Raw genomic sequence first — 22,320 nt, forward strand, 5'->3', positions numbered from 1 at the left:
TGGTCGGTTGAAAAAGTAAAGAATGATTGTCGTTAAAATCAATAATAAAATCGATACTCTCAGCGTGACCCTAGGTACTTTATCTTTCATATGTTAATTACCTCTTTGCTTTGAGATTTTACTATATTATGGAAGATTTTTCCCTGCTACGCAATCAAGACGCCTTTAAAAATTATAATTCTTCACCATTTGATTCGATAACTTTTTTATACCAGTAATAACTCTTCTTAGGCTTACGACTGAAATCGCCCTTTTCATCATCATCACGATCTACATAGACAAAGCCATAACGTTTGGCCATTTGACCAGTTCCAGCAGAAACTAAATCGATACAGCCCCAAGGAGTATATCCGATAAGATCGACCCCATCTTTAATAGCTTCCTTCATTTGTTCAACGTGGCCTTTTAGATATTCGATCCGATAATCATCATTGATAGATCCATCGCTCTCTACTTCATCACGAGCGCCAAGTCCATTTTCAACTACCATAATAGGAATGCCGTAACGACCATAAACATCGTTTAGATACCAACGTAAACCTTTAGGGTCCATTGCCCAGCCCCATTCACTATATTTCAAGTAAGGATTCTTAACACCCGTCGAAAAGTTACCGGCGGCTTCTGATTTACTTGGGTCTGTTGTCAAAGCATTTGAAGAATAATAACTGAAACTGTAATAATCAACTGTTCCTTCTTTAAGAACTTCAGCATCTTCGGCGGTAATATTCAACTTAACATTATGATCAGCCCAGAAACGTTTTGCAAAGTGTGGATAAGCACCACGAACTTGAACGTCGCCACAATAATAGTTGTTAATTTCATTAGCAAATTGGGCCTTCAAAACATCATCTGGATTAGATGTTAAAGGATAGTTAACATTTCCCGCGATCATACAGCCAATCATATTGTCAGGATTGATTTTATGACCGATTTTTACTGCTAATGCACTAGCAACGAATTGATGATGCAAACCTTGTAAGTTATTTTGGATATCTTCATCAGACATTTCAGGATTAAAAGGTGCAGCACCATCTTTAATTGGCAATCCTAGCGACATATAACCGCCAAACATCATACCAATATTAATCTCATTGAAAGTCAACCAATATTTTACTAGTCCCTTGTATTCTTTAAACAAGGTTTCAGCATATTTAACGTAGAAATCAATCACCTTACGGCTACCCCAGCCACCATATGCTTCCGTCAAATGATAAGGCATTTCATAATGAGAAATTGTTACCAAAGGCTCAATACCATATTTGTGACATTCTTCAAAGACATCTCGGTAGAATTCCAAACCTTTTTGATTAGGTTCAGTCTCATCGCCATTAGGAAAAATTCTTGTCCAAGCGACTGATAAACGATAAGTTTTATAACCCATACCTGCTAAAAGATTTATATCTTCCTTATAGTGATGATAGAAATCGCTGCCCTGATGCGATGGATAATAAGCTCCTGGTTTAACCTCTTTAGTAAAAGTACGTGGTTTATCGTAAGTTCCACCTAGCAAAAGATCAGCTGTACTGACTCCTTTGCCATCAACATCCCAGGCACCTTCATATTGATTGGCTGCCGTAGCGCCACCCCACAAAAAGTTCTTTGGAAATACTGTCATCTTAATCTCTCCCTTTTTTCAACTATGTTCATTATATATGTTAGCGTTTTCTAAAACTAATCTAAATCAATTATTTCATCGCCATGATCAACTTTTTTATTAAAATTTATTTATCCTTTATTTAACCTTCCATTCAAATCGTCTATTAATCTGCCAATATTGAAATATCAGAATTTCAAGATATCTTTCACAAAAACTTCAAGCAAACTTTACAGACTCCCCACTTCTCTATGCTAAGATACGATAAAATCCGAAAGGAGTTTATAAACATGTCAAAAAAAATTATTGCAGTTGCTCTCGATATTAACAATATTCCTTTCGTTAGCGATGATGAACTCATTCTTACGTTGGAACAACAAAAAATTTGGTATACTACCAATACTCAGGCCATTGAAGTACCAGGATATATAAAATTCTTCGATAATTTAATTAATTCTTTCTTTAAGAAATTTTTCAAGAATAAAAAGCGACAGAATTCATTAAGATATAATTATTTCACTAAAAAAGTCTCTCATTATTTAAAAACTCACGATTATGATGAAATCATTTTTGAAAATCAAAAATTAAAGAGTAGTATTCTGCCCAATTTTAAAAATAAAAGCAAGTACGTTGCTAAGGATTCAAGTTCTATAGTATAAAAAAGACCAGCATAGTAATTAATTACCCTGCTGGTCTTTATAGATTTAGTTCCTATTTGATTGCTTCGACGATTGATTCGTCTCCTGCCACAAAATTATAATCTTTCTTAATTGAAGATGGGGTTTCAAGTGCCTAGGCAATAACTTTTGCAACATCGCCTCTAGCTACTGATCCGCCTTCATAATTACTTTGAATTTTGATCTGATTTGTTGCTTCATCGTCAGTCAAAGTACCGGGATGAACGATTGTATAATCTAAATTAGTTCCACGAAGGTATTTGTCAGCATAATGCTTGGCAATGTAATATGGTCTAATACCTGACTGTTCCCACTTGCTACGGTCATCGCTGTAAACTGCACTAACCATAACATAACGCTTAATGCCAAGTTCTGGAGCAAGGTCCATTGTTTTAATTGCACCATCTAAATCAATTTCCAATGTCTTATCATATCCGGCACCACCAGCACCAGCTGAAAAGACAATCGTATCAGCCCCTGATTGAGCAATTGAATCTTTAATTTCTTTAGGAGATGCTGTTAAATCAATATATTGTGTTGGAATGCCATCTGCTTGATAAGCCTTGATTTGTTCCTCTTTACGCAGTCCAGCCGCAAAATCAATCTTGCGAGCTTGCAATTCTTTAACCAACAAACGGCCCACTTTTCCATGAGCTCCAATAATAAGTACTTTCATAGTCTAAAACCTCCTCAAGTACTTTTACTGTATCAATTAATAATTATTTTCGCCATTATTATGTATTTGAACTAAGAAGTATTCAATTATATACAAAAAGAGCTAATGACTATAAATATCAAAAGTCATTAGCCCTTTTTGCATTTAAAATAGAAAATTGAGTAACGGTCACACTATTTTTGTAGAAAGCGTAATTTACTATTTAATTTCTGTGTAGCTGTCACGTACATTAAATAATGAGTCAATTGATTCATTAAGCTGTGACATGCGAATTGTATCGCCAACAAGATCTGTAACGGATAAAATCTTCAATTTATCAAATTGACATTCTTCAGGTACTACGATTGAATCAGAAACTAAAACTTGCATCAAGTCAGAAGCTTCCAATCTCTTAGCGGCATCTTTAGAGAAAATTGGATGCGTAGCCACTGCTGAGATTGTTTTAGCACCGGCAACTTTAACTGCTTCAGCACTATTGATCATTCTAGTACCTGTATCGATCAAATCATCAACGATAACACATTGTTTACCATCAACATCACCGATGATATCAGGTACAACGTTCTCGTCTTCGGTTGATCTTTGGTCAACAATAGCAATTTGTGAACCAAAAACTTCAGCAAGTGCACGAGCACGTTTTGTTGAATTATGATCTGGAGCTACGAAAACAAATTCATCTGGGTTCTTAATTCTTTTTTCAAAGTAGCTTGCAAAGATAGGCATAGCGCGCAAATGATCTACCGGAATATCAAAGAATCCCTGAATTTGGTCAGCATGCATATCAAGTGCAATTACACGGTCAACTGATCCCAATTCCAACATATTAGCAAATAACTTAGCTGAGATAGGTTCTCTAGAACGAGATTTTCTATCAGAACGAGTATAAGCAAAGTATGGCAATACACAAGTAATACTATTGGCACTGGCACGTCTCAAGGCGTCCACTGCAATCATCAATTCCATGAAGTTGTCATTAACAGGATCAGAAACTGAATGAATAATGTAAACGTCTTTACCACGGATACTTTCATTCATTTGGATGTTAATTTCACCGTCACTAAAGTGTGAAACAGTGGCATCCAACAATGGAATCCCCATATAGTCAGAAATTCTTTTTGCTAATGGTCGATTACCATTTAAAGAAAGTAAAGCAATTTTATCTAATGAACTATTAGACATATTTGTCCTCCAAAATTATATAAGCACTGGTTTATCAACAGGTTTACCCTCATTAGCAATAACCAATCCCATGTCATTATCGGTCAAAGCACGGTCTCGATTACGCATTCCTGATTGTGAAACTATTGTAAACTTATACTTTAATTTTACACTCAACTGTAGGTATTTATCCAGTATATATGAGTCTATTTTTCCATTTAAATAAAGATGGTATTGAGGATACTTTTTCATAACGCTTTCAACCGTTTGGATATTGTCCTCATTTTTCAATTGAGCAATTGTCAGAGCAATCGCTACTCTTTCCGCAAAATTACCTAAGAACTTATTCTTCTCATCAGGTTTCAATTGTGGCTTACCAAAAACATTTTGTTTAATATAATCTTCAACGTTAGTCATATTTTACCCTCCATATGCCATAGTATAGCTGAGATATCTACTTATTAAAAGAATGACAAGTTACGTTATTCTTACCTCTCCGGTCTCGTAACATTGTATAATATGGATAAAGAGAAAGGATGTGTTACTTATGGACGAGATGGTATTTTTTAACCCCGGCGATGCAATTGCCAATTCTAAAGATTATGGCGAAGCAGTCCGTGGAGCACAAATTTATAAAGCAAAAGATCCTTACGAATCATCCCTAATCATTGCTCAGGATATGACCGATAATAAGAGCTTTGCAGTTTATTTTGCTAAAGATGAAAAAAAGGGTGTTAAAGATATTAACGTGGATAACGAAAGCGTTATTCCCTATCATATTAAGAAAAAAATTTAGCCAACAGATACTTCAATTTTTAGATAATTCTAAAATTGGAGTATTTTTTTAGTCATTCTATTTAATGTCATATTATGTCCACCCCATTTACTAAAATATAGTTATTAAATGGATGGGGGAATTTATATGAAAACTATAACAATCAATAATCAATTCAATAAGGAAACTCAATTTTATTATGCCATTGAAAACTCGCATGATGGCGACACTATTGTTTTAACGCCTGGAACATATTTTGCTGACCATCCTTTTTCTATTACAATTAAACATAATTTAACCATTATTGGGTCCTCAACTAATCTCGATTCAGTAATCATGAATTGTGCATTTATCATCGGCGGAGGAAATACCGTTTTTATGAAAAATCTGACGCTTAACTTTACAGACGATAAATTCAACACTCTTGCAATTTACGATAAAGCTGAATTTTATGGCGAGAACGTCCATATCAATCACGATAACAAGTACGAATGGGACACAATTTATAGTAAAAATTCTACTATCTCTTTGACCAACTCGGTCATTTCCTCCCATCAAATACAAGGTGTCGCCTTGAATTTAGAAGATTCACAAATTATCCTTGATCACTCTAAAGTTGATACTTTATATTTGAAAAAATCCGAATGCAATTTGAACGGATCTACTATCAACGTAACTATGATATTAAGTAATAAATCTTCAGTTCATTTTTCTGATTTAACAATCAACTCTCCCATTAAACGCGATAGCAAAGACCTTTATGCTTACAATAATTCACATATTAGTGGAAGCAATCTTATTTTCACTAATAATTATCCAATTGTCGAAATACATGACAGTTCTGTCAAATTAAACCAAATCAAATCTAACATGTCTGCCATCTCGTGGCAGTATGAAGGACAATCTGATGTGACCGTCGATGATGTGCCTCCATTTAATGAGGGACCTGATATTTTTGAAGATTAAGAAAACTTAAGTCCAACTTTTAATCTTTGTGTATAGCAGTTTTTAAACAAACCTATATTTATTCTCGAATTTTTGATTCCATCCAATGATTCAAAAAATCCACTTGTTCCTTTGTATGGAACCAATGCTGACCATTTTTCATAATTGTCACGTGGGCATTATGAGATTGAATAAAACTATCTAATGTTTCTCTGGAAGTATGGTCATCATTTTGTCCGTACAAAATTTCTGTCGGTATCTGCCAATTAATTGGATTATCTTCAACAAATTGCAAATATTTCCACGATAAATTCTCACTACCGGGTACAACAATTTCGCCCTCATTTTCTAAATCAGCTGTTGTTAATCCTAATAATTGCAATTTATCATAAATAGATTTTTTCATATCCAATATAGGAGAAATAAATAGCGCTTTATTTATAGAACTATTTTGTAGTGCTAGCATGCTAAAATAAACTCCAATACTATTGGCTACTAAATCTATTTGATCATAATTAAATTTAATTTCATCATACTTAACTTGTATTTTTTCTCTTACGATCCAAGGTAAATATTCCTGATAGTCAATCCCTATCATATCAAAGCCCGGACAATTCTTCTTGAAATTCTCGGCCTCTAAAGCACTACCACCCTTACCGTGAACATAAATAATCGCTTTTTTCAAAATTTTAACTCCTATCAAAAAAGACAAATTTGATCTGCTCAAAAGCAAATCACGTTTGTCTTTATTTTAATTTGTAATGTAATTTAATAGTTTAAATAAAGTTGTTTTATTTTTGTAAGGAACTGCTTTAGTCAAAATATCAGCAGTTGATTGATTCAACACCGAACCCTTCAAGTATGGAAAATCATTTACAATCATTTCTCTGATATTATCGGCTGCGGGTTCTAAATGAAATTGTAAGCCTACAATTCGATGTCCCATAACAAAGCCCTGGTTTTCAACCTTATCGCTTGAGAACAGTAATTGAGCTTTTTCAGGTATTTCAAACATTTCTTCATGCCAATGTAATACATCCAGTTCTTCAGGAATATCCAATATCTTAGTATCTCGACGATAAACTGGAGCCCAACCAACTTCTTTAGCTGGCGCTTTGGTAACTGCATATCCTAAAGTTTTTACAATTTGTTGCGCACCATAACAGACGCCAAAAATCGGTTTATCTTGATCAATCAATGTTTGAATCAATTCCCGTTCCTGTTTAATCCAAGGTAAATCGTCATTGGGACTCATCGGACCTCCCAAAATAACCAATAAATCAGTCTCATCAGCCGTTGGCAAATAGCCAAATTGATAAGGATGATAGACATACATCTGATGCCCGTTTTCCTGTGACCAACTCTGAATCATCCCTGGTCCTTCGTTTGGAGTATGTTGTAAAACATTTATTCTCATAAAAGTTCCTTTCACATCAACGGCAATGTTGGTATGGGTATCGCCTGCAACTCCCCAAGATAAGGTAATTATAGCATTTTTGAGAAATTATATTCGTGAGAAATGTTCCTTAAAAAAATAATTATTCTTTTACCTAGAAAAAGTCATATTCTGGCCTGGTCTTGTGCTATCCTTACGATATTAAAGCATACGGAGGGTTTACATGGTAAAATTAGCATTCAATTCATTCGATAGCTGGGCACTTTGGCGCATTCCCACTGAGAATTTAAACGAAAAAACACCTAAGGAACGTGAACAGGCTTTTGGCAATTCATATCAGCCTAATATGTTTCCCACTGATCAATTATCAGATAACCTTGAGGCAAAGTTAAAGAATACTCAATATGTTCTTGTAGGTATGAATCCCGGTAATGGAGCAAAAAATCAATCTCAAGATGAACTATTTTTAAATTTCCATGACGCAAAAAAAAGTATGGATTACCGTTTAGCAGCTGCAACTTATAATACCGATCTATGGGGTGCCTTTATGTCTGACCTATCTCATACTATTGAAAGTGATAGTAAGAAAGTTAAATTGTCTAAAGAAGATGTTAATAATTTGAAGCTCATTTAGATGAACTTGGCATTCCAAATGATGCTACTTTAGTCGCTCTTGGGGGAACCGTTTTTAAAGCTTTACAAGATTTTTCTAATCATCCAGTCGCCCACATGTATCACTATTCAAATTCTAATAACGGTCATTGGACTGCTGAAGTAGCTCGAAAGCAAGTTTTGGATATTACTCAAAATAATTAAAAAGAAGGCCATCGTAACGAAAAAGTTCATTGCGATGGTCTTCCTTATTCATAAAACTCTAAAGTACTCTTTAATCGGTTCTTGACTTCATCAATTAAAGATTGTAGCTGTAAAACTTTAACTCGATTACCCTGACTCAAAATCCAGCGAATCGCCCCTTCTGAAAATAATTCACCAGTAATAATGACACTTTTATCATCTAATCGTTTTTCAATTTTTGATGATGGCAACTTATCTAAAGCTGCTTGGGGATAATCCAAATAAAGAATCCTAAAGTGTATATCATTTCCCATACTGAGCAATTGTGTTTTACCCAAAACTTCACCGGTATCTTTTCGTTTAGCGGCTGGCACTATTAGCGACTTATGAGTCATTTCTATCTTTTTAAATCTGTCGAGCCTAAACAAATAAGTTTTTTTCTTGTCCGACAAGTATATCATTGTATAAAAATATGATTCTCTAAAATAAATATTATAAGGTACACCGACGTAAGTTTTTTGAGAATCATTGTTTCGACCGCTATTATATGTAAATTCAATTACTTTCTTCTCAAGAATCCACATTGCAAATTCTCCAACCCTATAAGAAAGATCATCAACGGGTGTGGTTGCTCGATACTTATCCATTTCCGACATCATTAACTTTTTAATATCAGCTTTGCCTTTCTTGGAGGCTAGTTTCATTAATACCCCATCAATTTCTATCAACTCTTTTTTACTAAAAATTTTAGTTCCGACTAAAATCATTAATATCGTTAAAATTTGTGATGCTTTCATCATGCCGTTATCTTTAATACCATGTGCTTTTCTTATATGATCATAGTACATTTCATAATTAGGCATATATGTTTGTGAAGTGGATCTTATGATTTGAAAATCAACCTGAATCGGCTTGATTGAAGTATGGTAACGTTCCATCGCATCTTTATAATTGATTGTATCCCCTGATAACATACGCATAAGCTCTTCAAGAATTCGTTCTCGACTGCCAATTTTGATATTTTTATCTTGTGCTTGTGATTGCTCTATCTTTTTAACCATTAGTTTATCCTTTCCCCATTTATAAACTGGCGTTAGTAATAAATCACTTAACAAGATAAAAGATATCATTTACCCGTGTCACAATATGTCATTTGAAAAAGTCGAATTAATTTAACAAAAAAAGATCCCGTGTGGCAATACACAGGATCTCTTTTTGTTCTCTCCAAACTATTGTTTATAACTGTTTAAGGTTTTTTGCAAAGTTTCCTTTAAATCGCGAATCAATGTTTCTGGCTCTATTACTTTAACTTGTGTGCCCTGACTCAAAACCCAGAACAAGGCTCCCTGAGAAAACAAGTCTCCTTCAACGATAGCAACTTTAGAATTGTTTGGGTCATCATCTTTGGACAGATGCGAATTAGGAACGTTATTTAACGCCACTGCCTTGCTACTAAAATAACGGAACTTGTAGTGGATGTAATTTCCTCCACCTAACATATAAGTTTCATTGAGGACCCTGCCTTCATCGGGTTTCTTGTCCGCTGGAATATTCATAACTTGACCAACGTCAATTTTTTGAAAACGATCCAGACGGTAGACTAATGTTTTATCTTTTTCAATTAAATACATCATCACATAAAAGTGACGATTAGCGAAGTACATATTCACTGGCACACCCGAACGGACTTTACTATGATCAGTCGTTTCGATACTACTTGTATAGATAAAGGATAATTTTCTTCTTTCATTAATCCAATCAGCAAAACTGCCAATCAATGGCAAAATAGCCTTATTAACTGCTGGAACATAACTTTCCGTAGTAGTTGTTAATAATTTATTAATCTTAGCCTGTTCCTTAGAGTCAACTAAATTCAACAATTGCTTCTCCACAGTTTTTAATTCATCTTTATTTAGAGCATTACTGCCAATTAAAATTTTTAAAATTGCCAAAACCGTTGCAGCAGTTATTTTTCCCCTACTATTTATTCCATAATCTTTTTTAGTTGCATCATAATCAATATAATATTCATCAGCAAAGATGGAATTATTTCTAATGACACTTAAATCACGTTTAAATGTTCGCTCAGATACTCCATAATCTTCACTAACTATTTCAGCATCAAATCTTTTTCCCTGTAACATTTTCATTAAAATATCAATCGTTCTCTCATTGATATTCATTGGCTTCTTCATTTACCTGACCTCAATTCACATGGTTATCCCTAGAATATTTCTAGATTACCACGAAAAACGTCATAATGTGACATGAAGCTCAATTTACTTACCCTTTACCAAATATTCCAACCATAAATAATCAGAACCGCCTCGATTGGTTAACGCACTATTAGTATTCATTTGCCATAAGTCCGTTGCCAATACTAATTTCTTTTTATCAGCAAATTTTTTCAATTTATCTAGTCCACGATATACTCCCGCTGTACTATTTTCTACTTTAACAACTATATAATTTCCAGCTTGCTTTTCAATCTTAGGCATTACTTGGCCACTATTATTCGTAGAGGAACCTTTGATGACTCTAAATGATGCTTCTGGATAAGCTTTGGAATTTGCATTAGGAAGGTCTGTTAAGAATCCCGATTGACTGCCATCCATCAATGCAAGTTTATCTAACTGGGCGTAAAATTCAGCGAATAACTCAGCTATCTCTTCTTCAGTACAAGAAACAGACTTTCGTGAACACCAAAAAGTGGCTTTGGGACGTTTGATTATCATGGGCTGATAAGGTTTAGCCATTAATTCAGACCCCTCAGCGACCTTCTTTGATACGACTAATTGTATCTTGGATAATTCATCAATTTTAGAATCAATAGTCTCTTGAACATTAACGAGTTCCTCCACTATCTCTGAACTAGGTTTATTTTGAAGTTCCTTGATACGTTTTAAAGGCAAACCCAAATTTTTCATTCCTAAAATGAATAACAAATCATAAAGTTGGTCATAATCATAGTATCGGTAACCAGCTTCCGTGCGTTCTTTAGGCATAAAAATACCCTGTTCATCATAAAAGATCAGCGTTCTTCTAGTCGTATTGGCAAGTTTGGCCATCTCACTTATTTTTAATATCACTATTCCTCATAATTTGTAAACATGATACTCTCACGTATAACAATACTCTTTAGAGACAAAAAGTGCATGAGCTCTTCAGCACATACACTTTTTCATTTTTAATCTGTTGTAACAATAACTTGGCCCATAGGACGATCATGTTTCATGATATATTCTTGAGCTGTCTGAATATCATCAAGTTTAAATACTTTAGAAATAGGAATTGTTAAATGATTATCATTGATTAATTTAAACATTTCATTAATAATCGCATCACTAATATCCACGCCATCAAAAGCTGTGACATACTTTCCACCGATATTTTCAAAGGGATCAAAGTCTTCCCAAACCCATTTTCCGGAAAGTAAACCAACTGTCGTATAGTAACCGCCACGTTTAACATGAGCTAGTGAGTCACTAACGACAGAGGCTCCCACCATATCCAAAAAGCCATCATATGTCTTATCAGTTTGCAACTTGCCATCATTATCAATGACAACATCATCGGCACCCATATCAAGTAACATTTGCCGACGTTCTTCACGTCTGGTAGTAGAAGTAACCTTGATTCCCATAGCTTTAGCTAACACTAAAGCTGCCATACCAACACCTGTTGTACCGCCACGAACTAACAAAGTTTGTCCGGCTTGTAATTTTGTTGTCTTCAATGCCCCAAATGCTGTATAAAACGTTTCTGGATAGTTGGCAAATTCAGTCCATGAGCCGTCAAAATCAACAGGATGAATAATTTCATCAGGAACCAAAGCATATTCTTGTTCACTACCATCAAAGGCTCGACCAAAGCCACCATTAACTACTAGAGCTTTTTGCCCTTTAGTTAACTTACTATTCTTAGAAGTTTCAAAAACCTCACCCACAGCTTCCACACCAATAACTCTAGGAAACTTAATTGAAGGAGAACCGCCTTCACGAGTCAATACTTCATAACGATGAACAGCAAAAGCTTTGATATGAATTACGGTTTGATCTTCTGTAGCCTTAGGTATTGGACGATCTTCAATCTTTAAAACTTCTGGACCACCAGCTTGACTAATAACAACTGCTTTCATAATTTAAATCTCCCTTTATTTATAATATTTAATTTATTTCTCTCAACAATTAAATACTATAGACTGTCCCGTTACGTTACAGTCAATTGATAGTTTCAAATTTTTTCAAAATATTTTTGAAAGCATAAAATATATATAAAATGTATTCTTAAGTAGGTACTTTCTAGGCAGTCGCTCTTTGCGGTTACAGTGTAAACTTGCCGTCCTCCACAACAAAGGAAATCGGGTTATTACTTTGTTGATTAGTTATTTTTAAATTCAATATTAAACATATTTGTAGTCTTTATTCATTTATATGGCGTTAAAAAAGCTCCAGACACGGTAATTTTATTTAGTAATACTAGAAACAAAAAACTAGTCGGTAGTAAAATCTCTGTGGATGCTCAGTAGTGAAATTGTCCTTAGTAGGTTTCCCACTTAGGACAAGACCAGTATTTGAGACAATTGTGAACTTCAATTGGCTCAAATCTGTGTCCACTACGTTCCAGCGTCCACAGAGATTTCACGGACGACGGCATCTTTCAATCTGCTTAGTTAATATTAGACTTCTTTGATACTACAGATGGCACAAAAAAAGCCAAGCACTCTGCTTGACCTTACCCACTATTAATATATATTAAATCTGGTTTTTCTCATTTCGAGTGCTTTCTCGAATTGTCTTATAAACTTTCATTCTAGCAACGCCAACATCACGAACATTTTCCATAGCAAATTTTTGAGTAATACTGCCCTTTCGGGAAATATAATGATAAAGCGGTACATTATCAAAGTAAAACTTTCTAGCGAGAGTCGCATATTCTACATTAAAAACTTGATCTTCCATTAAATCTAGATCAGCTTGAAATGATAGGTTATTTTCTGCAATTATGGAACGAACATAAGCCTTGTTCCACGTGTAACCCATTACGGTCCCAGTCATCTTAATAATTTGTTTCACAGCCTCATCGCGACCGACAATAGAAGTTTGTCGTTTAGCAATTTTATTTTTAATTTTGCCGCTTTCAGTTTCGTTAAAAAAACCGCAAGTGACCATATCAACATCTTGGTCATCAAAAATTGAAATGAAATGTTCTACATAATTGGGCTCTACCCAATCATCGCCGTCGATAAAAGTTACTAATTCACCATTTGCTTTCGCTAAACCAGTATTTCTAGCTGTTGAAACGCCAGCATTATGAGCATGGCAAACAACAGAGATCCAATTATAGTTCTTTTCATAAGAACGAATTATCTTCTGAGTTTGATCTGTAGAGCAATCGTCCACAATAATTAGATTGAAATCCTGATTAGTTTGAGCAATCACTGAATCAATCGTGCTGGAAATATAATCAGCAACATTATATGCTGTCATAATAATTGAAAGTTTATTCTTCACCATAAATCACCTTAATATTATTTTACTTCTAATGACCTAAAATACGCAACGAATCGGGGAGGAGAAAAAAATGAAACGTATATTAAATCTCGAAGGTGCAATAAATTTACGTGAACTTGGCGGATATCCCACTAAGGATGGTACAACAATTAAATATAATAAGCTCTTGCGTTCTGGGGATATAAGTAATCTAACAGGAAAATCTTTAAGTTACCTTAAAAATTACGGATTACGATATGTCGTCGATTTTCGTTCCAACAGCGAGCAACAGACTTGGGCAGATAAAACTGCTGATTTTTACCAAATTTATTCAGATCCAGTTTACCCGCTTAAAGGCAATGGCGACAAGTTAGCCGGCATGCTTAATCAAGGAAATTATGGTTATTTAGGTATGATTTACCAAAGCGTCGTTCTCGACACTCATGGTCAACAAGCTTATAAACTTTTATTTGACCTTCTTTTAAAAAATGATCAGAAAAATCACGCTTTATTATTCCACTGTGCCGCTGGAAAAGATCGTACTGGAATCGGTGCACTCTTAATTCTGAAAGCATTGGGAGTCGATGACGAAACCATTACTAAAGATTATTTACTAACCAATCTTATGTATGAAAATACCGATACAATAGAAAAAACTTTAAATGATAAAAATGGCAATCAAGACATTAATCGTATGAATATGACTCAAGGTGACTTTGAAAGCATCACTTCTGTATTTAAAGCTATCGATCATTATTATGGTAGTTTTGAAAATTATTTAAAGACGGCTTTGGGTATCGATAAAGAAAAATTAGCTCAATTAAAGAAGATTTATACTGAATAATCAACTTTCTAATAAGCTTTTATATCAAACTAGGTTAGATAAATTGAATTAACTTTAGTTATAATTATTTTGTGGGAAGGGACATTCCTCACCTTTACTAACCAGCCTTTCACTTCTCACAACTATTAATTCGTAACATTTCCATACCTAAAAGTTTGACTAATACAAAACCAGCAATCGTTTTCCTCATTCATTTTCTAATGAATGAGGTTTTTTTGTTTACCAATCACTTATTTTTTAACCGTGCTTGTAAAATACTAATTTGTTGCTTCAATTGTCTACCTGTATCAGTTTCAGCAACAGTTTTTCTACTAACAGATTGTTCAATTACTCGTTTGGTCGAAACAACATCAGTCATCCCATCAATTGCTTTTTGTCTAGTGGTAAAAGGCTCATGGGTAACTAACTGTAAACCATAAGAATTGGATAGCAAAGTATATCCGCCTATTCCTGTGGTCTTGTGATAAGGTTTTGACATGCCGCCGTCAATTACAAATATTTTTCCATTTGCCATAATTGGAGAAGTTCCTGCTTTTACAGGCGTATGACCATTAATGATATGTCCAGTTTCATTCAATCCAAAATCTTTAAACAATTCGTCTGCAAACCACTCTTCTTTACGCAATGAATAATAAGGATTCAATTTTTCAACTTGCAACTCGTCATTATCTATAAAATATCTTTCGAATGTAGTCATTTTGTCCTTACCAAATAGTGGAGACATTTTTCCCGTCCATAAATACCAAATCACATCTGAATTGAAGCAATCTGAAGCTGTTGGATTGGATAAGGCATCTCTGATAATGCTGTCAAAATAATCAAACAATCGCTTGCCAGCGTATGCTTGCCCGTTAATTTTCCAACTTAACATTTTTCCAGTTGCATCTACCGGAATACAGCCATGAAATAATAGATTGCCATTATATTTTAAGTACATCGAACCATTATTAACTAAATAGAATATATGCTTCTTAAGTTTTTTTGAATTAATAAATTGTGTAATTAAATCTGCAATAATCTCATGTTCAGAATCAGTTAATTTATACGGATCATTTGAATCAACTAACTGAAAACAACCATCTTTAATAGGATAAGTAACTCCTTTTATAAGAATGTAATTATTATCAAGTTCCAATTTATCCAACAACAATCGATTTTCCATCTGAAATTCAGGTCGTCTGGCAATAGTTTGGCCTTCTAATTTAAACTGCATGATAGCAATAGCCTGTTGAACACAATTATGCGATTTTTGATCACATTCTGACATTTTTTCATCTGTATCAGACTTAGGATTAAAAGCCTTTTGGGGTTGATAATTTTTTTCAGCAAATTCTATTAATTTTGTCAGATCAATCCCGTAGGCATTTTTCAATAATTTAAGATTGTCATATCTAGCAGCAATCCTCAAAAGGTTGAGCATACATAATTTAGATCCGGCTACGCTACCCATCCATAAGATATCGTGATTTCCCCACTGAAAATCAAAGTTTTGCCAATGGTGAGCTAAATGATCAATGATGTAATCAGGATGCGGTCCACGGTCGTAAATATCGCCAATAATATGAACATGATCCACGACCAGTTTTTGAATAGAATGACAGGTAGCGACTATAAAGGCATCTGCCATCCCTAGCTTAATAATATTGTCCATAATTAATTGATATGACAATTGCTTTGTATCAGCATTTCGATCTGCATAAAGAAGTTCCTCAGTTATATAGACAAAATCTGGACTAATCGACTTTCTAACTTTCGACCTTGTATACTTATTTGCTGTATATCGGAGTAACTCAATTAAATGATTAAAGGAATCCATATACCATTGAATTAATTGGTCATGATTAGACATTTCCGTTTTGGTCTTTTGTAGAATTTCTGAAGGATAATAAACTAAAAAAGCCAATTTCTTTTGACTAGCTAAAGATAATCTGCCTGTGAATAGTTCTTCAATTTTTTGTTTAGTATTTCCAGATCCATTACGCATGATATGAGCAAATTCATCGTATTCACCGTGAACATCACTGATAAATGCTTCTGTTCCCTTTGGTAATCCTAGGATTGCGGATAAATTAATTATTTCCTCTTTAATCTCATTTGTAGTTGTCAGCTTTTTATCCATAAATTGTATATACCTCTCCATCGATAAATCGTTTATTACATTGACTATAAGCGTACATTCGTAACTATACCATTTATAAAAAGTGTTTCCAACATCATTTCTGAATGCGCTTAACTAATTTATTTCAGACGTCTTAAATTTTAAGATTCCTTCCCAGCCTTCTCAAAAAAATAGTGTTCTGTATTTACACAAAAAAAAGGAAAATAAAATGCATTTCAAAAAACATTTAGGTTTTTATCTCAGAATATTAACTTTACTGATAGTCATTTTAGAAATTGTAGTGACTAATCTTGCTTTTCAAAAGAAACTCATCTTACTCAGCTTACTAGCAATAGCTCTTGTTTTAGACATAGCCATTCATAATCCTTGGTACAGAATTAAAAATAACAAAATTTTCGAATGCCTTACCTATCTTATTTTTATTCTATTAGGACCAGTTCAACTATATGGTCCTCTTACAATTTTAGTTATTTATTATTACTTTATGGTCGTGGCAACCGCCGAATTTACTGTCAAACACCAGCCCAGGCTTAAACACTTTATTATTATTCAATTTATTATTTATTTCAGTTTTTTTACTATCCCAACAATCAAAAATTACGATTTTAGCTCTTGGAAAACCTACATTGCCTTAATCTTTTCGCCCTATACAATTCAATTTTGGAGTACTTATTTAATCTCATATTTATATCTCAATTTGTTAGAAAAGAACCGTGCTATTGATGGGCTTAACAAAGAATTAATGACTAAAGTTGAACAATTGCAAGATTATTCCAATCAAATTAAAGAATTAACCTTAATTGAAGAGCGACAACGTATTTCCCAAAATTTGCATGATATGCTAGGACATTCTTTAATTGTTTTACGATTGCACTTAGATGCCCTGAATCAATTTATTGATACCGATCCAAAAAAGTCACACCAAATCCTCGATAAATCAAAGGGTATCATTGACCATAGTCTTGTTGAGTTGCGAGAAACCGTTAATGAACTTAAGGAAACTAAAGAATTAGCCGATCTAAACAGTGCCCTCGAAGAATTAGGCAATTCTATTTCTGTTACGGATAAAGTTAAAGTCAATCTACAGAAATATTTTGATGTTAATAGGCTAGATATATCTGTTAAAGATTTAATTTATAAAACTAGTCAAGAATTCATTACTAATAGTATTAAACACGGTCAGAGCTCATTAATTACCATAAAATTACGACTTAAAAATCAAACTTTGATTTTTAATTTAAGCAATAATGGTTTAGATGCTAATAATATTGTTGCCTCTAATGGTCTTAAAGGGATTGAGCATCGTGTCAAAAACTTAAATGGAACTGTTAGTTTTTCTAGCAACCAACCTAGTGGTTTTAAAACTGACATTACAATTCCGATTGGAGTAAAAATTAATGATTAAAATGATTATCGCCGACGATCAAGCTATCGTTCGTGAGGGTTTAAATTTAGTTTTAGGTTTCGATGATGAAATTGAAATTGTTTTTCAAGCCAAGAATGGACAAGAAGTCATCGACTATTTAAAAAATAACAATTGCGATATCGTTCTAATGGATATAAAAATGCCTGTCCTTAATGGCGTTGAGACTACTAAAATAGTTCATCAAACTCATCCTGAAGTAAAAATCCTTATTCTAACAACCTTCAATGATTATGAATATATTTTTCAAGCACTTAAAAATGGTGCTAATGGCTATCTGCTCAAAGATACCGATGGAAAGGAATTAATTAGCGACGTCAAAAAAGTCTATCGCAATGAAGCCATTATCGGCAGTCAGATCAGTGATAGCTTAGTGGCTGGTCTCCAAAATAAAACTCAGCAAGACATGATTGCTAATTTAACAACCCGAGAATTACAAATTGCTCGAGCAATCGCCGATGGCAAGAGTAACAAAGAAATTAGTACAATTCTTTTCTTATCCGAAGGCACTGTCAAAAATTACATTACAAATATTTTTGAAAAACTGCAGCTTAACAATCGAACTGAAGTCGCTCTCTTTATGAAAAAATATGACTAAAGTCATATTAATCTTATGACCTATTTCAATATCTAAATATTTTAAATCAAGCTATACTTCTAATTGTCGATGAACGATTAGAAGTTTTTTTATTAATTCTATAATCTTCAAAAAGGAAAAATAATTTTAAACATACTATAATAGGGCCTACAACGTACGCCTAATTATAATGAAGAGGGGTAACTAAATGAGCTTACTTGAATTAAAGGACGTCAAAAAATCCTTTATGCTGAACAAACAAGAATTTCCAGTTTTAAAGGGAATTAATCTCAAACTAGATCGTGGAGAATTTGTTTCTATTCTTGGTGAATCTGGTGGTGGTAAAACTACCTTACTAAATACTATCGGTGGTCTTGATTCGCAATTTCAAGGCGATATCCTAGTCAATGGCAAGTCTTTAAAAAAGGGCTCCGACAAAGCCCTCGACAATTATCGTAGTCATACTGTCGGTTTTGTTTTTCAAAGTTTTCATTTAATCAGCCATCTGACTATTTTAGAAAATGTCATGGTGCCATTAGAAATGTCGGACCTCAATAAGGGGCAACGGATTGATCGTGCTAAGTCATTATTAGCTAAGGTTGGTTTATCAGAACATCTTGATAAACATCCTAGTCAATTATCTGGTGGTCAAAAGCAACGTGTGGCCATCGCCCGTGCTCTAGCTAACGATCCTGAAATAATTATTGCTGATGAACCTACCGGTGCTCTTGATTCCGAGAATACTGAAGAAGTCTTGAAGATTCTCGACGACATTGCTAAAGAAGGCAAACTGGTTATTGCCGTTACCCACTCTCAAATCGTAGCGGATTATGGTACTCGAGTTGTGCATCTCCAAGATGGAAAAGTTGATTCTGACAAAAAATTACGCAATTCCTATCCTATTCCCAATGAGATCAGCACTGACAAAAAAATCACTCATTTGAGTTTTGGCGATACTTTCCGTCTCGCATGGGAACATATGCGTTATACCAAGGGACGTAATATCTTAATCATCATTGGTGCCGCCATTGGTATCTTCTCAGTTATTTTTATGTTGGGCCTAGGTTCAGGGATTACCAACTATATTAATGGTGAAATGACTAAGCAGGTCAATCCTAATGCCATACAAGTAACCAAAACTGTTTCACGTGACAATACCGATCCAAATAGTATCAATATCAGCAACTCTGATGTAAATACATTTAAGAAAATCAAAAATGTTAAAAAAGTTGAAAAAGCTTATTTTGCACAATCGCCAAAGGTAAACTACGGAACTAAAAACACATCCATTCAATTTTTCCAAACTTGGAACGCAACTGAAAAGCCCGGTGATATTACCAAAGGTAAAAAGCCAGGAAATAATCAAATCATTCTATTAAAATCTGATGCTCAAAAGCTAGATAAAAATAATTACAAAAATATGGTTGGTAAAACAGTGAAGATGTATATCACTAGTTTGGATAAAAATAATCAACCTACTCAAGTAGCTATGAATTTAAAAGTTTCCGGCATCATTAAATCCGGTTCTTCTGCTGTTACTTATAACACACTTGAATCAGCTGCTAAGGACGCCAATGTTTCCATCAAACCAAATTTCGTCACTCTGTCAGTTAATAACACTTTGAACGTTAAAGGTGTTCAAGAAAAAGTTAAATCTTACAAGACGACAATTGATAAAAAGAAGCAAAATAAATACACCATTACTGGTGTCGGTGCCATCATCGATTCACTAAATACTTACTTGAAACTAGCCTTCGATGTTCTAGCTGGTATCGCTGGAATTTCTCTAATAGTTTCAGCAATCATGATTATTGTGGTTCTTTACATCAGTGTTTCCGAAAGAACTCAAGAAATTGGTATCTTACGTGCCATCGGTGCTAGAAAGAAAGATATCCGTAATATGTTCATCTCCGAATCATTCTTAATCGGACTATTATCAGGTGTCTTCGCTTCAATCATTGCCTGGCTCGCTCAAATGGGAGTCAATGCCGGAACCGAAAGTGCCTTCAAAGCCACTATTGTTTCCATCTCCCCAGGTAACTTTATCTTCGGTATCGTTATTAGTATAGTAATTAGTTTGTTAGCTGCACTTGCTCCTTCAAGACGTGCCGCTAAGTTGGACCCTCGTGATTCATTGACTGATGAATAAAACAAATAGTACTTTAAACTAATTAAAATAAAATACCTAATGACTTGTAAATTTACTGAGTCATTAGGTATTTTGTATATATAGCTGAGTTTTAAATAAAATTAAATCATCTTTTTAAGCAAAGTCTAAGAATATTTTGTATAATTGAGTTTCGGATATACAACATGTGACATTTCTGTGAACTTTCACTGAATGTCTTCCTATAGAATAGGTTCTCTTGTATACTTGTTTTGTCAACATAATGGAGGAATGCGAAAAATGTTTTGTCCAAATTGTGGCCATAAAGTTGATCCAGATCAGAGATTTTGTGATAACTGCGGTTGGGCCCTTAAAAAGAAAAATACCGAGGATACAAAAGAAACAAAAGATGATGATACCATTCGTTCATTGTCTGAAATCGAAAATGAATTAAATCAAGAGGAACCTTCTTCAGAAACTAAAACTGAAGAAAAGGCTTCTTTACAACAAGCACCTGCTCAAAAACAGGAATATGGATCTTTCGATCATCCTCATGTACAAAAAAAAGAAGAGCCAATTCGTCCAGATCCTGAACCAGAAATGAAAACTTATGGTGGGTCTTCTAACCGATCATCTTTCAGTAAAACGAGTGCCGATGAACCCATCGACGATAAAACTCAAGTTTACAGTAAGAATGATTTCAACCCTATTTCCCAAAAGCCTTATAAAAAGACTGAACCAAGTAAATACAATAAGACCTTTGAAGATCCTATCAAGGACCCTCTTAAAGATCCTTTTGAACCTACTGAAAGTGAGCGAAGAGCAGCTGCTGCTAAGCAAAAGGCAGAAGAAGTTGACCCTAATGATGGCTTTATTCACAACATGCTGAAGTTTACTAAAAACAACTCATATGTAAGTATCTTTGCTGTGATTATCGTTGCTATTCTGTTAGTTGTCAAAAGAAATTATGGCTTCATTGCCTTAGCAATCGTTATTATCTTATGGTTCTTACTTTCCCAATTACGACACGGGAACGAATTAGGAGCCAATAAAGCTCTTAAAAAAGAAACCTCTTTGAAAAAGAGCTCTGATAATACTGCTACTGATGCACCAACTGAAAACTACGAAGCTCGACCTACTAAAGCTGCCAAAAAGCAAAAATACCAAACGGCTGCCGATAGACTAAAACCTAATAGAAAGACTACTACGCAAAAAATAATTATTGTTTCATCAATTATTGGTTTCATCGCTTCTGTTAGTGGTCCTTTCCTAGATGGATTATCTCTATCAAGTACAATTGCAAATGCTGCAAGTTACACCGCCAATTTAGGGGCACAGCCTACTTGGATAACTAATGGATTTTCTGCTATTCGCTTAATCTGTTTCATGTCCCCTGTAATAGCCTTGATTGCCGGATGCTTTAGATCTCGTGGTAGTATTCGGTTGGTAAGAATTTTCACACTACTCCCTACCATACTTTATGCCGCCTTATACGGTATTTTATATGCTGGAGTGGTAAATTCCTCTGCTATCACTGGTCAAGTTGCTGTTACTACTAGTGGATCATTTGGAACAAGTTTCTATGTCTTGCTAATTACTTCAATCATTTCATTAGTAATGGCATATGCTCTACGCCCTAGAATAAGATAGATTCTTAATGTATAAATTATATTTTAAAAAAGCTATAAATCCCGTAGTCGGATTTATAGCTTTTTTGTTATCAAAATATTGAAAAATAAATT

21 protein-coding genes are annotated in these 22,320 nt (G+C 34.2%); 9 read left to right on the forward strand and 12 right to left on the reverse strand.

Going from position 1 to position 22,320, the window contains the following annotated elements:
• Positions 1-172: 172 nt before the first annotated feature.
• Complete coding sequence (locus FD26_RS03995; RefSeq protein ID WP_057867151.1) at positions 173-1,615, reverse strand: glycoside hydrolase family 1 protein; 1,443 nt, start codon at positions 1,613-1,615, stop codon at positions 173-175.
• Between the two features lie 269 nt (positions 1,616-1,884).
• Between FD26_RS03995 and FD26_RS04000 the strand changes: the two genes are divergently transcribed.
• Positions 1,885-2,253: a hypothetical protein gene (locus tag FD26_RS04000; RefSeq protein ID WP_057867152.1), complete on the forward strand. Its 369-nt coding sequence runs from the start codon at positions 1,885-1,887 to the stop codon at positions 2,251-2,253.
• 133 nt (positions 2,254-2,386) lie between these two features.
• Here FD26_RS04000 and FD26_RS04005 read toward each other — a convergent pair whose 3' ends face one another.
• The 3 genes from FD26_RS04005 to FD26_RS04015 form a co-directional block, all read right to left on the reverse strand.
• Positions 2,387-2,947: an SDR family oxidoreductase gene (locus tag FD26_RS04005; RefSeq protein ID WP_235525295.1), complete on the reverse strand. Its 561-nt coding sequence runs from the start codon at positions 2,945-2,947 to the stop codon at positions 2,387-2,389.
• Between the two features lie 198 nt (positions 2,948-3,145).
• Positions 3,146-4,126, reverse strand: coding sequence for a ribose-phosphate diphosphokinase (locus FD26_RS04010; protein WP_057867153.1), 981 nt, complete (start codon positions 4,124-4,126; stop codon positions 3,146-3,148).
• Between the two features lie 15 nt (positions 4,127-4,141).
• A complete protein-coding gene (locus FD26_RS04015) occupies positions 4,142-4,522 on the reverse strand; it encodes a YueI family protein (RefSeq protein ID WP_057867154.1) in 381 nt (126 codons plus the stop codon).
• Positions 4,523-4,652: 130 nt separating this feature from the next.
• Here FD26_RS04015 and FD26_RS04020 point away from each other — a divergent pair, with 130 nt between their 5' ends.
• On the forward strand, positions 4,653-4,901 hold the full coding sequence (locus FD26_RS04020; protein ID WP_057867155.1) for a hypothetical protein: 249 nt from the start codon (positions 4,653-4,655) through the stop codon (positions 4,899-4,901).
• A 126-nt stretch (positions 4,902-5,027) separates the two neighbouring features.
• Positions 5,028-5,846: a hypothetical protein gene (locus FD26_RS04025; protein ID WP_057867156.1), complete on the forward strand. Its 819-nt coding sequence runs from the start codon at positions 5,028-5,030 to the stop codon at positions 5,844-5,846.
• A gap of 58 nt (positions 5,847-5,904) precedes the next feature.
• Here FD26_RS04025 and FD26_RS04030 read toward each other — a convergent pair whose 3' ends face one another.
• Together FD26_RS04030 and FD26_RS04035 are read right to left on the reverse strand one after the other, a co-directional pair.
• Positions 5,905-6,510 (reverse strand): alpha/beta hydrolase, encoded by a 606-nt coding sequence (locus tag FD26_RS04030; RefSeq protein ID WP_186809291.1) that lies wholly within the window; start codon positions 6,508-6,510, stop codon positions 5,905-5,907.
• Positions 6,511-6,576: 66 nt separating this feature from the next.
• On the reverse strand, positions 6,577-7,242 hold the full coding sequence (locus FD26_RS04035; protein ID WP_057867158.1) for a type 1 glutamine amidotransferase: 666 nt from the start codon (positions 7,240-7,242) through the stop codon (positions 6,577-6,579).
• A 202-nt stretch (positions 7,243-7,444) separates the two neighbouring features.
• Here FD26_RS04035 and FD26_RS04040 point away from each other — a divergent pair, with 202 nt between their 5' ends.
• On the forward strand, positions 7,445-7,855 hold the full coding sequence (locus tag FD26_RS04040) for a hypothetical protein (protein ID WP_057867159.1): 411 nt from the start codon (positions 7,445-7,447) through the stop codon (positions 7,853-7,855).
• A 226-nt stretch (positions 7,856-8,081) separates the two neighbouring features.
• Here the strand turns inward: FD26_RS04040 and FD26_RS04045 are convergent, their stop codons facing one another.
• The 5 genes from FD26_RS04045 to FD26_RS04065 all read right to left on the reverse strand — a co-directional run bounded on the left by FD26_RS04045 (position 8,082) and on the right by FD26_RS04065 (position 13,529).
• Positions 8,082-9,077, reverse strand: a complete 996-nt coding sequence (locus tag FD26_RS04045) for a helix-turn-helix transcriptional regulator (protein ID WP_057867160.1) — start codon at positions 9,075-9,077, stop codon at positions 8,082-8,084.
• 168 nt (positions 9,078-9,245) lie between these two features.
• A complete protein-coding gene (locus tag FD26_RS04050; RefSeq protein WP_057867161.1) occupies positions 9,246-10,211 on the reverse strand; it encodes a helix-turn-helix transcriptional regulator in 966 nt (321 codons plus the stop codon).
• Between the two features lie 84 nt (positions 10,212-10,295).
• Positions 10,296-11,105, reverse strand: coding sequence for a MerR family transcriptional regulator (locus tag FD26_RS10870; RefSeq protein ID WP_235525293.1), 810 nt, complete (start codon positions 11,103-11,105; stop codon positions 10,296-10,298).
• A gap of 98 nt (positions 11,106-11,203) precedes the next feature.
• Positions 11,204-12,154, reverse strand: coding sequence for a zinc-binding dehydrogenase (locus FD26_RS04060; RefSeq protein WP_057867162.1), 951 nt, complete (start codon positions 12,152-12,154; stop codon positions 11,204-11,206).
• 616 nt (positions 12,155-12,770) lie between these two features.
• The gene (locus FD26_RS04065) at positions 12,771-13,529 is read right to left on the reverse strand and encodes a glycosyltransferase family 2 protein (RefSeq protein ID WP_082596228.1); all 759 of its coding nucleotides are present in this window, start codon (positions 13,527-13,529) and stop codon (positions 12,771-12,773) included.
• Between the two features lie 70 nt (positions 13,530-13,599).
• Between FD26_RS04065 and FD26_RS04070 the strand changes: the two genes are divergently transcribed.
• Entirely contained in the window at positions 13,600-14,352 is a 753-nt protein-coding gene (locus tag FD26_RS04070; protein ID WP_057867164.1) for a tyrosine-protein phosphatase, read from the forward strand.
• Between the two features lie 226 nt (positions 14,353-14,578).
• On the opposite strand, the gene FD26_RS04075 is transcribed toward FD26_RS04070, so the two are convergent.
• Positions 14,579-16,492 (reverse strand): fructose-bisphosphatase class III, encoded by a 1,914-nt coding sequence (locus FD26_RS04075; RefSeq protein WP_057867165.1) that lies wholly within the window; start codon positions 16,490-16,492, stop codon positions 14,579-14,581.
• A gap of 721 nt (positions 16,493-17,213) precedes the next feature.
• Between FD26_RS04075 and FD26_RS11140 the strand changes: the two genes are divergently transcribed.
• The 4 genes from FD26_RS11140 to FD26_RS04095 all read left to right on the forward strand — a co-directional run bounded on the left by FD26_RS11140 (position 17,214) and on the right by FD26_RS04095 (position 22,228).
• Positions 17,214-17,876 (forward strand): sensor histidine kinase, encoded by a 663-nt coding sequence (locus FD26_RS11140; protein ID WP_162254847.1) that lies wholly within the window; start codon positions 17,214-17,216, stop codon positions 17,874-17,876.
• Positions 17,869-18,492 carry a response regulator transcription factor gene (locus tag FD26_RS04085; protein WP_057867167.1) on the forward strand — a complete coding sequence of 208 codons (624 nt, stop codon included), beginning with the start codon at positions 17,869-17,871 and terminating at the stop codon, positions 18,490-18,492. The genes FD26_RS11140 and FD26_RS04085 overlap by 8 nt, the downstream gene beginning before the upstream one ends.
• 187 nt (positions 18,493-18,679) lie before the next feature.
• On the forward strand, positions 18,680-20,620 hold the full coding sequence (locus FD26_RS04090; protein ID WP_057867168.1) for an ABC transporter ATP-binding protein/permease: 1,941 nt from the start codon (positions 18,680-18,682) through the stop codon (positions 20,618-20,620).
• 258 nt (positions 20,621-20,878) lie between these two features.
• Entirely contained in the window at positions 20,879-22,228 is a 1,350-nt protein-coding gene (locus tag FD26_RS04095) for a zinc ribbon domain-containing protein (RefSeq protein WP_057867169.1), read from the forward strand.
• Positions 22,229-22,320: the final 92 nt, after the last annotated feature.

Source organism: Companilactobacillus crustorum JCM 15951, assembly GCF_001434585.1.
Classification (GTDB): domain Bacteria; phylum Bacillota; class Bacilli; order Lactobacillales; family Lactobacillaceae; genus Companilactobacillus; species Companilactobacillus crustorum.

Excerpts from the sequence above, each read along its gene's own strand:
- FD26_RS03995 (WP_057867151.1), bottom strand. The coding sequence starts at position 1,615 with ATGACAGTATTTCCAAAGAACTTTTTGTGGGGTGGCGCTACGGCAGCC.
- FD26_RS04000 (WP_057867152.1), top strand. The coding sequence starts at position 1,885 with ATGTCAAAAAAAATTATTGCAGTTGCTCTCGATATTAACAATATTCCT.
- FD26_RS04005 (WP_235525295.1), bottom strand. The coding sequence starts at position 2,947 with ATGAAAGTACTTATTATTGGAGCTCATGGAAAAGTGGGCCGTTTGTTG.
- FD26_RS04010 (WP_057867153.1), bottom strand. The coding sequence starts at position 4,126 with ATGTCTAATAGTTCATTAGATAAAATTGCTTTACTTTCTTTAAATGGT.
- FD26_RS04015 (WP_057867154.1), bottom strand. The coding sequence starts at position 4,522 with ATGACTAACGTTGAAGATTATATTAAACAAAATGTTTTTGGTAAGCCA.
- FD26_RS04020 (WP_057867155.1), top strand. The coding sequence starts at position 4,653 with ATGGACGAGATGGTATTTTTTAACCCCGGCGATGCAATTGCCAATTCT.
- FD26_RS04025 (WP_057867156.1), top strand. The coding sequence starts at position 5,028 with ATGAAAACTATAACAATCAATAATCAATTCAATAAGGAAACTCAATTT.
- FD26_RS04035 (WP_057867158.1), bottom strand. The coding sequence starts at position 7,242 with ATGAGAATAAATGTTTTACAACATACTCCAAACGAAGGACCAGGGATG.
- FD26_RS04040 (WP_057867159.1), top strand. The coding sequence starts at position 7,445 with ATGGTAAAATTAGCATTCAATTCATTCGATAGCTGGGCACTTTGGCGC.
- FD26_RS04045 (WP_057867160.1), bottom strand. The coding sequence starts at position 9,077 with ATGGTTAAAAAGATAGAGCAATCACAAGCACAAGATAAAAATATCAAA.
- FD26_RS04050 (WP_057867161.1), bottom strand. The coding sequence starts at position 10,211 with ATGAAGAAGCCAATGAATATCAATGAGAGAACGATTGATATTTTAATG.
- FD26_RS04060 (WP_057867162.1), bottom strand. The coding sequence starts at position 12,154 with ATGAAAGCAGTTGTTATTAGTCAAGCTGGTGGTCCAGAAGTTTTAAAG.
- FD26_RS04070 (WP_057867164.1), top strand. The coding sequence starts at position 13,600 with ATGAAACGTATATTAAATCTCGAAGGTGCAATAAATTTACGTGAACTT.
- FD26_RS04075 (WP_057867165.1), bottom strand. The coding sequence starts at position 16,492 with ATGGAGAGGTATATACAATTTATGGATAAAAAGCTGACAACTACAAAT.
- FD26_RS11140 (WP_162254847.1), top strand. The coding sequence starts at position 17,214 with ATGACTAAAGTTGAACAATTGCAAGATTATTCCAATCAAATTAAAGAA.
- FD26_RS04085 (WP_057867167.1), top strand. The coding sequence starts at position 17,869 with ATGATTAAAATGATTATCGCCGACGATCAAGCTATCGTTCGTGAGGGT.
- FD26_RS04090 (WP_057867168.1), top strand. The coding sequence starts at position 18,680 with ATGAGCTTACTTGAATTAAAGGACGTCAAAAAATCCTTTATGCTGAAC.
- FD26_RS04095 (WP_057867169.1), top strand. The coding sequence starts at position 20,879 with ATGTTTTGTCCAAATTGTGGCCATAAAGTTGATCCAGATCAGAGATTT.